General features: G+C 72.7%; 14 protein-coding genes. 2 read left to right on the plus strand and 12 right to left on the minus strand.

Features of this window, described 5'->3' with window-relative positions; translation table 11 throughout:
* Positions 1-111 precede the first annotated feature (111 nt).
* The 8 genes from ACFV4N_RS30090 to ruvC form a co-directional block, all read right to left on the minus strand.
* On the minus strand, positions 112-2,412 hold the full coding sequence (locus ACFV4N_RS30090) for a RelA/SpoT family protein (protein WP_499675996.1): 2,301 nt from the start codon (positions 2,410-2,412) through the stop codon (positions 112-114).
* 178 nt (positions 2,413-2,590) lie between these two features.
* Positions 2,591-3,109 (minus strand): adenine phosphoribosyltransferase, encoded by a 519-nt coding sequence (locus ACFV4N_RS30095; protein WP_499675997.1) that lies wholly within the window; start codon positions 3,107-3,109, stop codon positions 2,591-2,593.
* Positions 3,106-4,311 (minus strand): protein translocase subunit SecF, encoded by a 1,206-nt coding sequence (gene secF, locus ACFV4N_RS30100; RefSeq protein ID WP_499675998.1) that lies wholly within the window; start codon positions 4,309-4,311, stop codon positions 3,106-3,108. Before secF ends, ACFV4N_RS30095 begins: the two co-directional genes overlap by 4 nt.
* 1 nt (position 4,312) lies before the next feature.
* Complete coding sequence (gene secD / locus ACFV4N_RS30105; RefSeq protein ID WP_499675999.1) at positions 4,313-6,184, minus strand: protein translocase subunit SecD; 1,872 nt, start codon at positions 6,182-6,184, stop codon at positions 4,313-4,315.
* Positions 6,185-6,343: 159 nt separating this feature from the next.
* Positions 6,344-6,715, minus strand: a complete 372-nt coding sequence (yajC, locus tag ACFV4N_RS30110; protein WP_499676000.1) for a preprotein translocase subunit YajC — start codon at positions 6,713-6,715, stop codon at positions 6,344-6,346.
* Between the two features lie 351 nt (positions 6,716-7,066).
* Positions 7,067-8,155 (minus strand): Holliday junction branch migration DNA helicase RuvB, encoded by a 1,089-nt coding sequence (ruvB, locus tag ACFV4N_RS30115; RefSeq protein WP_499676001.1) that lies wholly within the window; start codon positions 8,153-8,155, stop codon positions 7,067-7,069.
* Entirely contained in the window at positions 8,152-8,742 is a 591-nt protein-coding gene (gene ruvA / locus ACFV4N_RS30120; protein ID WP_499676002.1) for a Holliday junction branch migration protein RuvA, read from the minus strand. The genes ruvB and ruvA overlap by 4 nt, the downstream gene beginning before the upstream one ends.
* Entirely contained in the window at positions 8,739-9,317 is a 579-nt protein-coding gene (gene ruvC, locus ACFV4N_RS30125; RefSeq protein WP_499676003.1) for a crossover junction endodeoxyribonuclease RuvC, read from the minus strand. Before ruvC ends, ruvA begins: the two co-directional genes overlap by 4 nt.
* A gap of 184 nt (positions 9,318-9,501) precedes the next feature.
* On the opposite strand from ruvC, the gene ACFV4N_RS30130 reads away from it, so the two are divergent.
* Positions 9,502-11,049, plus strand: coding sequence for a diguanylate cyclase domain-containing protein (locus ACFV4N_RS30130; protein WP_499676004.1), 1,548 nt, complete (start codon positions 9,502-9,504; stop codon positions 11,047-11,049).
* Between the two features lie 53 nt (positions 11,050-11,102).
* Positions 11,103-11,549 (plus strand): cupin domain-containing protein, encoded by a 447-nt coding sequence (locus tag ACFV4N_RS30135; protein WP_499676009.1) that lies wholly within the window; start codon positions 11,103-11,105, stop codon positions 11,547-11,549.
* A gap of 15 nt (positions 11,550-11,564) precedes the next feature.
* Here the strand turns inward: ACFV4N_RS30135 and ACFV4N_RS30140 are convergent, their stop codons facing one another.
* The 4 genes from ACFV4N_RS30140 to ACFV4N_RS30155 all read right to left on the minus strand — a co-directional run bounded on the left by ACFV4N_RS30140 (position 11,565) and on the right by ACFV4N_RS30155 (position 13,649).
* Positions 11,565-12,077 (minus strand): DinB family protein, encoded by a 513-nt coding sequence (locus ACFV4N_RS30140; RefSeq protein ID WP_499676005.1) that lies wholly within the window; start codon positions 12,075-12,077, stop codon positions 11,565-11,567.
* A 101-nt stretch (positions 12,078-12,178) separates the two neighbouring features.
* Positions 12,179-12,652: a TspO/MBR family protein gene (locus ACFV4N_RS30145; protein WP_499676006.1), complete on the minus strand. Its 474-nt coding sequence runs from the start codon at positions 12,650-12,652 to the stop codon at positions 12,179-12,181.
* 73 nt (positions 12,653-12,725) lie between these two features.
* Complete coding sequence (locus ACFV4N_RS30150; protein ID WP_499676007.1) at positions 12,726-12,956, minus strand: hypothetical protein; 231 nt, start codon at positions 12,954-12,956, stop codon at positions 12,726-12,728.
* Between the two features lie 174 nt (positions 12,957-13,130).
* A complete protein-coding gene (locus ACFV4N_RS30155) occupies positions 13,131-13,649 on the minus strand; it encodes a uracil-DNA glycosylase (RefSeq protein WP_499676008.1) in 519 nt (172 codons plus the stop codon).
* Between the last annotated feature and the right edge of the window lie 256 nt (positions 13,650-13,905).

Genomic DNA, 13,905 nt, shown 5'->3' on the forward strand with positions numbered 1-13,905 from the left:
GTGCGCCACCCCCCCGCCACCCCGGGGGGGGTGGTGCTCGGGGGCCCCTCCCCCCCGGCCCCCGGGGGGCCCGGGGGCGGGCGCGCCCCCGCGCCGCCCCCGGCGACGGGGTCAGGACGCCGAAGTCACCCGGTACACGTCGTACACGCCCTCCACCGACCGCACCGCCTTCAGCACGTGCCCCAGGTGCTTCGGGTCGCCCATCTCGAACGAGAACCGCGACACCGCCACCCGGTCCCGCGACGTCGTCACCGAAGCCGACAGGATGTTCACCTTCTCGTCGGCCAGCACCTTCGTCACGTCCGACAACAGCCGGTGCCGGTCCAACGCCTCCACCTGGATCGCCACCAGGAACACCGACGAGGACGAAGGCGCCCACTCGACGTCCAGCAACCGCTCGGGCGTCTTCAGCAGCTCGTCGGCGTTCGTGCAGTCGGTCCGGTGCACGGACACCCCGCCGCCCCGCGTGACGAAGCCCAGGATGTCGTCACCGGGCACCGGCGTGCAGCACCGGGCCAGCTTCACCCACACGTCGGCCGCGTCCCGGACGATGACGCCGGCGTCCCCGGTCACCCGCCGCCGGGCCACCGTGGACGGCGTGGACCGCTCCGCCAGCTCGTCCTCGGCGTGGTCGACCCCGCCCAACTGGGCGACGAGCCGCTGCACGACGTGCCGCGCGGAGGTGTGCCCCTCCCCCACGGCCGCGTACAGCGCCGACACGTCCGGGTAGTGCAGCTCCTTCGACAGCGCGCCCATCGAGTCGGCCGACACCAGCCGCTGCAGGGGCAGCCCGACCCGGCGGACCTCCTTCGCGATGGCGTCCTTGCCGACCTCGATGGCCTCTTCCTTGCGCTCCTTCGCGAACCACTGCTTGATCTTGGCCTTCGCGCGGGGCGACGCGGCGAACGACAGCCAGTCCCGGGACGGCCCGGCGCCCTCCGCCTTGGAGGTGAAGATTTCGACGACCTCGCCGTTCTCGAGCTTCCGCTCCAGCGCGACGAGCCGCCCGTTCACCCTGGCGCCGATGCACCGGTGCCCGACCTCCGTGTGCACCGCGTACGCGAAGTCCACCGGCGTGGACCCCGTCGGCAACGTCACCACGTCGCCCTTCGGGGTGAACACGAAGATCTCTCGCGCCGCCAGGTCGAACCTCAGCGACTCCAGGAACTCGCCCGGGTCGGCGGCCTCCCGCTGCCAGTCCAGCAGCTGCCGCATCCAGGCCATCTCGTCGACCTCGACGCCCTTGCCGCTGTGGGTGCCGCGCGTCTCCTTGTACCGCCAGTGCGCCGCGATGCCGTACTCGGCCGTGCGGTGCATGTCGTAGGTGCGGATCTGCACCTCCAGCGGCTTGCCGTCCGGCCCGATCACGGTCGTGTGCAGCGACTGGTACACCCCGAACCGGGGCTGGGCGATGTAGTCCTTGAACCGGCCGGGCATCGGCTGCCACAGCGCGTGCACCACGCCCATGGCCGCGTAGCAGTCGCGGACCTCGTCCACCTGGATCCGCACGCCCACCAGGTCGTGGATGTCGTCGAAGTCCCGACCGCGCACGATCATCTTCTGGTGGATGGAGTAGTAGTGCTTCGGGCGGCCCTCCACCTTCGCGGTGATCCGCGCGCCCTCCAGCTGCTGCGACAGCTCGTTGATCACGCCGCTCAGGTAGGTGTCGCGCGACGGCGCCCGGTTCGCGACCAGCCGCACGATCTCGTCGTACTTCTTCGGCTGGAGGATGGCGAACGCGAGGTCCTCCAGCTCCCACTTCACCGTGGCCATGCCCAGCCGGTGCGCCAGCGGGGCCAGCACCTCCAGCGTCTCCCGAGCCTTGCGGGCCTGCTTCTCCGGCGGCAGGAACCGCATGGTGCGCATGTTGTGCAGCCGGTCGGCGAGCTTGATGACCAGCACGCGCGGGTCCTTGGCCATGGCGATGACCATCTTGCGGATGGTCTCGGCCTCCGCCGCCGCGCCCAGCTTGACCTTGTCGAGCTTGGTGACGCCGTCCACCAGCAGTGCGACCTCGTTGCCGAAGTCGACGCGCAACTGGTCGAGCGAGTAGTCGGTGTCCTCCACCGTGTCGTGGAGCAGGGCCGCGACCAGCGTGGTCGTGTCCATGCCCAGCTCGGCGAGGATCGTCGCCACGGCCAGCGGGTGGGTGATGTAGGGGTCGCCGGACTTCCGCCGCTGCGGTCGGTGCTTCTCCTCCGCCACGTCGTAGGCGTGCTGGAGCAGCGCCAGGTCGGCCTTCGGGTGCAGGTCCCGGTGCACGGCGGCCAGCGGTTCGAGCACCTGCTTGACCGGCGCGGCCCGCTGCGCGGTGATGCGACGGGCCAGCCTCGCGCGCACGCGCCTGGTCGCCGACGCGGGCCGCGCGGGCACCGCCTGCGCCGACTGGGCGGATTCGATGTCCTGGCTCAACCACGCTCCTCGGGTCTAGGAATCGAGGATAACTCCGTTGAGCGAGCAGCCCCGCCCGCGAACCGCCGAGCGGTGCACTTCACACGACGAGCAGCACCCGGGCTTCGGCCGGACCGGTCGGGCACGACCTGCGTGAACGCGCTCTCAACAGGACTGGGCTACACGAACCGGCCGCTCCCTAAACCGCCGTCAACGCGCGCACGTCCCGCCCGGCCAGCAGCTCACGACCACCCAGCGCGGGGATCTCCAGGACCACCGCCACCCCGGTCACCACCCCACCGGCGGCCTCGACCAGCTCGCAGGCCGCCGCGGCCGTCCCGCCGGTCGCCAGCACGTCGTCCACGACCACAACCCGCTGACCAGGCAGAACAGCCCCGGCCGGCAGCTCCAGCGTCGCCTCGCCGTACTCCAGCGCGTAAGACACCCGGTGCGACACGGCCGGCAGCTTCCCCGGCTTGCGCAGCGGCACGACCCCGTACCGCCACCCGTACCCCAGGGCCGCGCCCAGCAGGAACCCGCGCGACTCGACGGCCGCGACGACCTGCGTGTCCGGGTGGATCTCGTCCTGGAGCCCGTCGACCACCGCGCGCAGCGCGTCGGGGTCGGCCAGCACGGGCGTGAGGTCCCGGAAGACGACCCCCGGCTGGGGGAAGTCCGGGACCTCACGCATCAGGCCGAGCGCTCGATCGAGCTTCAACGGTGCTTCTTGCCGGTCGGCCGGCGACGGGCGTCGGCGGACTTGGCCGTGCGCGTCGGCGCGCCCGCCGCGGCGGCCATCGCCTTCTCCCGCCGCAGCTCGGCCTGCACCGCCTCGTCGTCGGTCGACTCCACGACCGTCGACTCGCCGGCGACCGTGGCGGCCTCGGCGCCGGCCTCGCCGGCCGCGGCCTTGCGGGCCAGGTTCTCCCGCCGGGCCCGGACGCGGGCGGCCTGCGCCTGGTAGCGCGGGTCGCGCATCTTCAGGTCCACCGCGACCGGGGTGGCGATGAAGATCGACGACAGCGCGCCGACCGCCATGCCGGCCAGCTGCACCAGCGCCAGGTCCTTCAGCGTGCCGACGCCCAGCAGGCCGGCGCCGATGGCCAGCAGGCCCACCACCGGGAGCAGCGCGATCAGCGAGGTGTTGATCGACCGCATCAGGGTCTGGTTGACCGCCAGGTTGGCCGCCTCGCCGAAGGTGCGGCGGGTGAGGCCGAGCAGGCCCCGGGTGTTCTCCTTGACCTTGTCGAACACCACCACCGTGTCGTACAGCGAGAAGCCGAGGATGGTCAGCAGGCCGATCACGGTCGCCGGCGAGACCTCGAAGCCGACCAGCGAGTAGATGCCGGCCGTGATGAGCACGTCGTGCGCCACCGCGACCAGGGCGGCGATCGCCATGGACAGCTCGAAGTACAGCGCCAGGAAGATCGCCACGGCCACGAAGAACACGGCGAGCGCGATCAGCGCCTGGGTGGTGATCGAGCTGCCCCAGGAGCCGGACACGGCGCTGTCGCTGATCGTGTCGATGCCGCCGGTGGGCTGGAGGTCCTCGTTGAGGGCCTGCTTGACCCGCGCGACCTCGTCGGCGTTCAGCGGCTCGGACCGGATCTGGATGGTCGCCGCGTCACCGGTGCCGACGACCTGCACGGACGTCGCGTCCCGGCCGACGGCCCCGGTGAAGCTCTCCTCCACCGCCTCGACGCCGATCTGGCCGGACGCGCTCTGCGCCGGGAGCTGCACCCTGGTGCCGCCGGTGAAGTCGATGCCCAGGTTGAAGCCCTTGAGCACGATCGACAGGATGCACACCAGCAGGATGGCGCCGAAGATCGCGTACCACCGCTTGCGCTTGCCGACGATGTCGAAAGCGCCGTTGCCGACGTAGAGGCGCTGGAAAACACCAAGCTTCTTGGGCCCGGCCACGTCAGGCTCCCTTCACCGCGGTGCCCTTGGCCGCGCGGTCCTCGGTGGCGGCCTGGACGGCGCCGCCGAGGCCGGACAGCTTCGGGTTGGACAGCTTCTTCGACTTGGACACGATCGCGACGAGCGGGTGCGTGACCAGGAAGACCACGATCAAGTCGAGCACCGTCGACATGCCCAGGGTGAACGCGAAGCCCTTCACCTGGCCGACCGCGATCACGTACAGGATGGCCGACGCCAGGAAGCTCACCGCGTCCGCGGACAGGATCGTGCGGCGGGAGCGGACCCAGGCCCTCGGGACCGCGGAGCGGAACGACCTGCCCTCCCGCATCTCGTCCTTCAACCGCTCGAAGAACACCACGAACGAGTCGGCGGTGATGCCGATGGCGATGATGAAGCCGGCGATGCCCGCCAGGTCGAGGGTGAACCCGATCCAGCGGCCGAGCAGGATCAGCACCGCGTAGACGACCAGACCGGACAGCGCCAGCGACAGGATCGTCAGCACGCCGAGCAGGCGGTAGTAGATGAGGCAGTAGACGAACACCAGCGCCAGGCCGATGCCGCCCGCGATCAGGCCGGCCTCCAGCGAGGCCAGGCCCAGCGTCGCGGACACCGTCTCGGCCTCGGAGGCCTCGAACGACAGCGGCAGCGAGCCGTACTTGAGCACGTTGGCCAGGCCGGTCGCGTCGGCCTGGTTGAACTGGCCGCTGATCTGCGTGCTGCCGCCCAGGATGGGCTCGTTGATGTTGGGCGCGGACACGACCTCGCTGTCCAGCACCACGGCGACCTGCTGCTGCACGTTCGCCGAGGTGAACTTGCCCCACTTGTCGCCGCCCTCGCCCTTGAAGGTGAGGTTGACGATGAAGCCGGCGCCCTGCGGGTCGGTGCCCGCGACGGCGTCGTCGATGTCCTCGCCGGTCAGCCGCGAGTACAGGCTGTAGTCGGTGTCCTCGACGCTGCCGTCGTTCGGCGGGAACACCGGGCCGAGGACGTACTTCTCGGTCTTCTCCCGGTTGCAGGTCAGCAGCGGCAGGTTCGGGTCGTCGTTGCCGAGCAGCGGGTCGATCGTCGGGCAGGTGAACGCGTTCAGCGCCTGCGAGACGGTCTGCGCGTCCAGCGTGGTCAGCTGCGCGTCCTGCCGGCAGGTGCGGGCCTCCTCGATGGCCCTGGGGACGTCCTCGGAGTACTGGCCGTTGAACACCGCGCGGCAGTCGACCTGCGGCTCGGCCGGGGCCGACGGGTCGGTGGAGGCGGGCGCGGACGGGTCGGTCGACGGGGTCGACGGGTCCGCCGGCGGCGTGCTCGTGGTCTCCGGCTGGGCGGCCTGCATCGGGGCGGGGCGGCCCTGCGCGGTCGTGGTCGGCGCGGAGGCCGTCTCCGACGGCGCGGAGCTGCCGCTCGTGGCCGGGGCCTCGGAGCCCGAGGTGGGCGCGGCCGAGCCCGAGGTGGGCGGCGCGCTGCCGGACGTGCTCGGGGCGGGCTCCGCCGGGGCGTTCGGCACCGGGGCGCCGATGACCTTGCGGAAGTTCAGCTTCGCGGTCTGGCCGAGCCGCTTGGCGCCCTCGCTGTCCGAGCCGGGGACCGTGATCACCAGGTTGTCGCCGTCCCGGACGACCTCCGCGCCGCCGACGCCCAGGCCGTTGACGCGCGTCTCGATGAGCTCGCGGGCCTGGTTGAGCGCCTCGTCCGAGGGCGCCTGACCGTCAGGAGCCCGGGCGGTCAGCGTGACTCGCGTGCCACCCTGGAGGTCGATACCGAGCTTGGGTGTCGCCTTGCCGTTCCCGGTGAAGAACACCAGGGAGTACAGCGCGACCACGATGAGGACAAATGCGCCCAGGTACTTCGCGGGGCGGATTTGCCCGGCCGGAGGTGCCACGGTCCGTCCGTCTCCTGATAGTTGACAAGGTCAGCGAGGGCGCAGCGTACCCCTCGGGGTGTGAGCTGCGCGTCACTGCCCGGAGCCGGCGCGTTCACAGTTGCCGGCCCCGGGCCTGGTGAGGGCGCCCGGCGGAGCGCCCCGCCCCTCCCTTCGGGGCTACTTCTTAACGTCGTGCTGCGCGGGCTCCTTGACGTCCTGCGCCACGACGTCCCGGTCCGCGGTGGTCTCGTCCTCGACGTCGTCGACGACGGCGTCGGTGGTCTCGTCCTCCGCGACGACCTTCTCGCGCACGGCCTGGCGCAGCCAGGTGGTCACCACGCCGGGGGCGACCTCCAGGTCGATCGTGGTGTCGTCGCTCGCGTCGGCGACGGTCGCGAACAGCCCGGAGGTGGTCATGATCCGGTCACCCGGCTCCAAGGACTGCAGCAGGGCCTGCTGCTCCGCGACGGCGCGCTTCTGCTTCCGGGCGCTGAGGAACAGCGGGACCGCGAGCAGCACGAGCATCAGCGGGAAGAGCAAGGATTCCATGATTCTCCGATCAGCCGGACGTGCGAGCCACGTGTAGGTGCGCCCGGAACATCCGATTTTCTGGGGGCTGGTCCTGATTGTGCCAGGTCAGCAATCCCGGTCACCCGCAGGCGTCACCCAACCACGTGACCGACCTCGGCTCAAGCCCCCGTCCACGCCTGACCAGCGGGGCCCGGTCCGCCGGACCGGTCCGCGCCCCTCCCGGGGGCCCGGACCTGCCGGTTCCGGGCGCCGGCCCACCCGGCTCCCGACGCCGGTCCGCTGCCGGCGCCGGTCCGCTCCCAACCCGGCCCGCCCCGGCGCCGGCCCCGGCCCGCCTTCGGCCCGGCCCACCCCGCTCCCGGCCCGCCTTCAGCCGGCGTCGTCGAACAGCGACCTGGTGTTCTCGCCGGGCGCCCGCGCGGGCGGCTGGAGGCCCAGGTGCAGCCACGCCGAGGCGGTGGCCACCCGGCCGCGCGGCGTCCGGGCCAGCATCCCGGCGCGCACCAGGTACGGCTCGCACACCTCCTCGACCGTGGTCGGCTCCTCCCCCACGGCCACGGCCAGCGTGGACACGCCGACCGGCCCCCCGCCGAACGAGCGGACCAGCGCGCCCAGCACCGCCCGGTCCAGCCGGTCGAGCCCCAGCTCGTCCACGTCGTAGACGGCCAGGGCGTCCCGGGCCACCTCCAGGGTGACCGCGCCGTCCGCGCGCACCTCCGCGTAGTCCCGCACGCGGCGCAGCAGCCGGTTGGCGATGCGGGGCGTGCCCCGGGACCTGCGCGCGATCTCCACCGCGCCGTCCTCGCGCAGGTCGACACCGAGGATCCCGGCCGAGCGGCGCAGGATCAGCTCCAGCTCGTCCGGGCTGTAGAACTCCATGTGGCCGGTGAAGCCGAACCGGTCGCGCAGCGGCCCGGTGAGCGCGCCGGACCGGGTGGTCGCGCCGACCAGCGTGAACGGCGCGATGTCGAGCGGGATGCTGGTCGCGCCGGGGCCCTTGCCGACGACCACGTCGACGCGGAAGTCCTCCATCGCCAGGTACAGCATCTCCTCGGCGGGACGGGCCATCCGGTGGATCTCGTCGATGAACAGCACGTCGCCCTCGACCAGGTTGGACAGCATCGCGGCCAGGTCGCCGGCGCGCTCCAGCGCCGGGCCGGAGGTGATCCGCAGGGACGCGCCCAGCTCGGCGGCGATGATCATGGCGAGGCTGGTCTTGCCCAGGCCGGGCGGCCCGGACAGCAGCACGTGGTCCGGCGGCGCGCCGCGCTTCATCGCGCCGTGCAGCACCAGCTCCAGCTGCTCGCGGACCTTCGGCTGGCCGACGAACTCGCCCAGGTCCTTCGGCCGCAGGGTCGACTCGACGTCCCGCTCGGTCGGGTCGGGCAGCGGGTTGAGGGTGTCCTCGCCCCCGTCGCGCGGGTAGACCTCGTCCTCGTGGTCGCCCGGGTGGCTCATCGCTTGCGCCCCAGCGCGGCGAGGGCCCGGCGCAGCACCTCGGAGGTGCCCAGCGAGCCGTCGGCGGACAGCACGGCGTCCACGGTCTGCTCGGCCTGCCTGGCCGGGAAGCCGAGGCCGAGCAGGGCCTCGGTGACGTGGGTGCGGACCTGGCCGGAGTCGCTCGCGGCGTCGGGCGCGGTCGCGAGCTGCCCGACCTTGTCGCGCAGCTCGATGATCAGCCGCTCGGCGCCCTTGCGGCCGATGCCCGGCACCTGGGTGAGCACGGTGATGTTGCCCTCGGCCAGCGCCGCCCGCAGCTTGTCCGGCTCCAGCACGGCCAGCGTCGCCAGCGCGATCCGCGGCCCGATCCCGGACACCGTCTGGAGCAGCCCGAACAGCTCGCGGGCCTCGGCGTCGGCGAACCCGAACAGGGTCAGCGAGTCCTCGCGGACGACCAGGGAGGTGGCCAGTTGGGCCTCCTCGCCGCGGCGCAGCGAGGCCAGGGTGGCGGGGGTGGCCTGCACGGCGAAGCCCACGCCCCCGACCTCGACGACCGCGTGGTCGAGCCCGATGGACAGCACCTGCCCGCGCAGCGACGAGATCACTGGGCATTCCTCCCGGTCTTGGCGACGGCTTGCGCCAGTTTCGCGCGGTGCGCCCTGGCCAGTTCAGCCGCCCTCGCCTGCGCCTCCTCCATGCGGGTCTTCATGGGCGCCCGCCACAGGTGGCAGATGGCCAGCGCCAGCGCGTCCGCGGCGTCGGCGGGCCTGGGCGCGGTCTTGAGCCCGAGCAGCTTGGTCACCATGGCGGTGACCTGGGCCTTGTCCGCCCGGCCCGAGCCGGTGACCGCGGCCTTGACCTCGCTGGGCGTGTGGAACACGACGGGCAGGTCCCGGCGCGCGGCCGACAGCGCCACCACGCCGCCCGCCTGCGCGGTGCCCATGGCGGTGCGCACGTTGTGCTGGCTGAACACCCGCTCGACGGCCACCACGTCCGGCCGGTAGGTGTCGAGCCACCGCTCCACGGCGTCGGAGAGCTGGAGCAGCCGCACGGCCAGGTCGGCGTCGGCGGGGGTGCGCACGACGTCCACGGCCACGGGGCGCACGGTGCGCCCGGGACCGCCGTCGACCACCCCGAACCCGCACCGGGTCAGGCCCGGGTCGACTCCGAACACGCGCACGCTCACATCTCCTCGGGCCGTTGGCGAACACCAGTTCGAAACTCTAGAGGGTCGGAGGCGCCCCTCCCGCCCTTGACACGCGCGCGGTGACCAACCGGCACCCCCGATCGACACAGCGTCACGAAACTCATTACAGTGGCTCGGTCCACCTGATCGACTCCAGTGGCGGCATAGGCGGGGTGCCATGACCCTGAGGCGATTCGGCGTCATCGCCGGCGTCGTCTGCGCCGCGGTCCTCGTCCTGGTGTGCCTGGTGGTCTCCGGTGCCCTCGACCGGTCCACCTCGGTGGCCCTCGACAAGTTCACCCAATTGGCTGCCTCGGCGGCCGCGATGGTGTCGTACTGGCGCGCGGGCCTGCGGCGGCAGGGGGTGGCGCGGCGCTGGCGGCTGTGGATGGCCGCGGCGATGGCGAGCCTGGTGGTGGGCCTGTGCGCGTGGATCTGGGGCCAGGTGTTCCTGGGGGTGTCGCTGCCCTCGTCGACGCTGGCGCAACTGGGGTTCATGCTGGTGCCCGCGCTGACGCTGTGCGCGGTCGTGGTGCTGTCGCACGGCGGCTCGGGCACGCTGCCCGGCCACCGCAGCAGGCTGGTGGTCGTGCTGGACGGCCTGATCGTGGTCGGCTCGCTGTTCGTGCTGACGTGGGTGTCGCTGCTGGAGTCGATGGTCCGGGCGTGGGCGACCTCGGGGCCGGGGTTCGCGACGGTCGTGGCGCACCCGGCGGCGTACCTGGTGATGCTGGTGGTGCTGCTGGTGTCGTCGTGGACGCACCGCTCGGTGCGGCAGCCGCCCGTGCTGTTCATCGCGTTGGCGGGCCTGGCGCAGTCCGCGTCGGGGTGGGTGTTCGCGTACCTGGTGAGCAAGGGCGCCACGGTCATCCCGACGGTCGCCGACATCGGCTTCATGGTGTGCCCGGCGCTGTTCTTCCTCAGCTCGATCGCGCCGGGCGGGGCCGGGCGGGGGCGGACCGGCTCGGCGCGGCTGCGCGCGGGCGAGCTGCTGCACCTGCTGGTGCCGTACCTGCCGATGCTGGTCACCGGCCTGTTCATCGTGGTCGGCACGGCCACCGGGGTGCGGCTGAACCCGCTGGAGATCTACGTCGGCCTCGGCGTGGTGCTGCTGGTGATCGCGCGGCAGCTGCTGACCCTGATCGACAACGTGAAGCTGCTGGACCAGCTCCGCGAGAGCCGGGAGCGGCTGCGGCACCAGGCGTACCACGACCCGCTGACCGGGGTGGCCAACCGGGCGCTGTTCCGGGAGCGGCTGGACGCGGCGCTGGCCGGACCCGCGCCGGTGGTGGTGCTGTTCATCGACGTGGACGGGTTCAAGGACGTCAACGACAACTACGGCCACGCGGAGGGCGACGCGGTGCTGCGGATCGTGGCGTCGCGGTTGCAGCACTGCGTGCGGGCGCAGGACGTGGTGGCGCGGCTGGGCGGCGACGAGTTCGGCGTGCTGGTGAACGGCTACCCGCAGGCGCCGGAGGAGATCGGGCGGCGGGTGCTGGAGGCGCTGCGGGCGCCGCACCGGACGGCGGCGGGCGCGCACGAGGTGCGGGCGTCGATCGGGATCTCGCACCGGGAGGTGTTCGACCCGTCGCTGACGGCGGACGACCTGCTGGGCGATGCGGACGCGGCGATGTACACGGCCAAGCGGCTGGGCAAGGGGATGGTCGTGGTGCACGGGTCGGTGGAGGCCGGGGTGGACGCCGGGATGAACCCGGGGGTGACGTGAGCGCGGGGGGTGGCGTGGACGCGGGCGGGGTCGGCCCGGGCGGGGTCGGCCCGGTGGGCGCGGACGAGGTGATCGCCTCGCTCGGGTTGGCCGAGCTGCCGGTGGAGGGCGGGTGGTTCGGGCAGTCGTGGCGCTCGCCCGAGGCGTCGGCGATCTACTACCTGCTGCGCGAGGGCGAGTTCTCCGGCGTGCACCGGCTGGACCACCTGGAGGTCTACGCCCACCACCGCGGCGCGCCGCTGCGGATGCTGCTGCTGCACCCGGACGGCGCCGTGACCCGGCCGGTGCTGGGCCCGGACCTGGCCGCGGGGCAGCGGCCGCAGGTGGTCGTGCCGGCCGGGGTGTGGCAGGCGAGCGAGCCGGTCGGCGGGTGGTCGCTGGTGGGCACGGTGGTGGTGCCGCCCTACACCGATGACGTGGTGACCTTCGGTGCGGCCGACACCCTCGCCCGTGCCTACCCCGACCACGCGGCCGACATCCGCCGGCTGTGCCGGCGCTGAGCGCCCCGCCCGTGCTCAGCCCATCGTCTTCTGGCCGTCGATGGTCTCGCGGATGATGTCGGCGTGGCCCGCGTGCTGCGCGGTCTCGGCGATGACGTGCAGCAGGACGCGGCGGACGCTCCAGGACGCGCCGGGCTCGAACCAGGGCGCGTCCGGGAGCCGGTGGGCGGTGTTCAGGTCCAGGTCCCGGAGGACCCGCTCGGTCTTGCGGGCGGTCTCCTCGTAGGCGGCGAGCAGGTCCTCCAGCGTCTCGTCCTCGCCCACCCGGAAGTCGGCGCCCCAGTCCTCCTCGGAGAAGTCCGGGTCCACCATCAGCTCGGCGCCGCCGACCGCGAAGCGCAGCCAGGACTCCTCGGTGCTGCGGACGTGCTTGATCAGGCCGCCGACGCACAGCTCGCTCGCGGTCGGCCGCAGCCGGGCCTGCTCGTCGGTCAGGCCCCGGGCGGTGTGGCGGAGGAAGCCGCGGTGCGTCGCCAGGGTGCTCAGCAGGTCGGCCAGCTCGGTGGTGGTGGCGATCGCGGTGGTCATGGGTCCGCCCTTCGTTTCGGTGACGAGCCCAAAGCTATGACCTAATGCGGACAACTCCGGTCCGCGATTCCCTGCTGATCTTCACGTGGTCCGGTCGGGCCTCAGTTGAGGCCGACGATGCTCGCGTTGAGCGCGGTCGCGAACCCGACCCAGGCGAGGTAGGGCACGAGCAGCAGCGCGGCGGGCCGGTGCCGGCGGCCGAAGGCGACGATCAGGGCGAGGATCAGGACCAGCAGGGCGATGATGTCGACCAGGGCCCAGCCGTAGCGGCCGGCGGCGAAGAACAGCGGCGTCCAGGCGGCGTTGAGGACCAGTTGGGCGGCGAACAGGCCCAGTTCCCACGTGGTGCCGCACCGCTTCCAGAACAGCCAGCCGGACACGGCGATCATCACGTACAGGACCGTCCACACCGGGCCGAACAGCCAGGACGGCGGGGCCCAGGACGGGGTGGCGAGCCGCTCGTACTCGGCCGCCGACGAGGTCGCGGCCAGTGCGCCGATCACCGCCGCGGCGGCGACCGCCGCGCCGAACACCACCAGACCGACCAGGGGCCGTCGCACCGCCGTGTGAGCCATGCCCCCAGGCTAGGAAGGACCGCGGCGCCCCGCACGACGGCCGCGACGCGCCCGCCCCGCCGGTTCCGCCCGCTCAGGCGGCGTGGCGGACGGGCGCGTCGGCCAGCAGCGCCCGTCCCGCCGCCGTGAGCCGGGCCGGGCCGGACCGGGCGGCGATGAGCCCGGCGCGGGCCAGCCGCGGGCCGACGAACTGGTCGCAGCAGCCGATGCCGTCGACCAGGAGCGTGCCGGCCGCGTACTCGCAGCGGCCGGCGGCGACAGCCCTCAGCACGGCCCGGTCCCTCGGGGTGATGGTGGTGTCCATGGCGATCCCCTCCGCGTTCAGGTGCGCTCGCGTCCTCACCTGTTCGACGAATGAGACTGCCCGGGTTCGACGCCCTCGCGGGGGAGGAACCCCCGTACCGGTTCCGACTTCGTGAACTCGACCGGTCACCGCCGTGCGTTCGGCCGTTCGGCTCCCCTTTTCCCGTTCAGCCGTTCAGCTCACCGCCGCCGAGGCCTGCCGGAAGGCGTCCACCAGCTGCGGCCACCGGCCGGTCCGGTCGCGGTTGATCGACAGCGGCGACGGGTGCGGCGCGTTGAACACCTTGAGCTTGTGCCCGCGGCCGGACAGGTTCCACCCGGTGCCCGCCGGTCGGCCCAGCACCACCACCGCCTTGAGGTCGGTCAGCATCCGCAGCAGCTCCACCAGGTACGGCACGGACGAGCGCAGGTCCGCGGGCGTGGGCGTGCGCCCGCCGAGGTGCCAGGGCACCACGTTCCAGGCCAGGCACACGCGCCGCGACAGGCCGGCCTCGGCCATGGCGGTGAAGCCGTTGGCGGCGGTCGGGTCGTCGTTGTCGAGGGAGTTGATCCCGGACTTCCGCGACCCCTCCCCCGGCGACTCCAGCAGCAGCAGGACCTTGCTGTTCACCCCACCGCCCGCCGGGTCGAACAGCGGGACGTCGACCTTCCGCTCGGACGCGATGCGCTGGGCGAACTCCGTCAGCTTCGCCATGTGCGGCGCTTTGATCAGAGCCATCTTCCGAGCGACGGTCACGGGGTTGCGGTGCGCCCTCGGAGCGGTGGGGAAGACATCCATGGTCAGCAGCGTCCCCGGACGGCCGAACGCCGACCATCCGCCGTCCGGGCGGCACCCCCACCACCCCGACCACACCGCGTGTCCTCCACCCCGGTATCGCGTGTCCTCCACTCCGGCACACCGAAACCTCCACTCGGGCACCGCGGACCCCCCGCCACCCCCCCCGACCCGA

This window comes from Actinosynnema sp. NPDC059797, assembly GCF_042732085.1.
GTDB lineage: Bacteria > Actinomycetota > Actinomycetes > Mycobacteriales > Pseudonocardiaceae > Actinosynnema.

Bases quoted from the DNA above. Each gene is read 5' to 3' on its own strand.
- ACFV4N_RS30155 (WP_499676008.1), bottom strand. From the start codon at position 13,649: ATGGCGAAGCTGACGGAGTTCGCCCAGCGCATCGCGTCCGAGCGGAAG.
- yajC (WP_499676000.1), bottom strand. From the start codon at position 6,715: ATGGAATCCTTGCTCTTCCCGCTGATGCTCGTGCTGCTCGCGGTCCCG.
- ACFV4N_RS30145 (WP_499676006.1), bottom strand. From the start codon at position 12,652: ATGGCTCACACGGCGGTGCGACGGCCCCTGGTCGGTCTGGTGGTGTTC.
- ACFV4N_RS30130 (WP_499676004.1), top strand. From the start codon at position 9,502: ATGACCCTGAGGCGATTCGGCGTCATCGCCGGCGTCGTCTGCGCCGCG.
- ACFV4N_RS30140 (WP_499676005.1), bottom strand. From the start codon at position 12,077: ATGACCACCGCGATCGCCACCACCACCGAGCTGGCCGACCTGCTGAGC.
- ACFV4N_RS30150 (WP_499676007.1), bottom strand. From the start codon at position 12,956: ATGGACACCACCATCACCCCGAGGGACCGGGCCGTGCTGAGGGCTGTC.
- ruvB (WP_499676001.1), bottom strand. From the start codon at position 8,155: ATGAGCCACCCGGGCGACCACGAGGACGAGGTCTACCCGCGCGACGGG.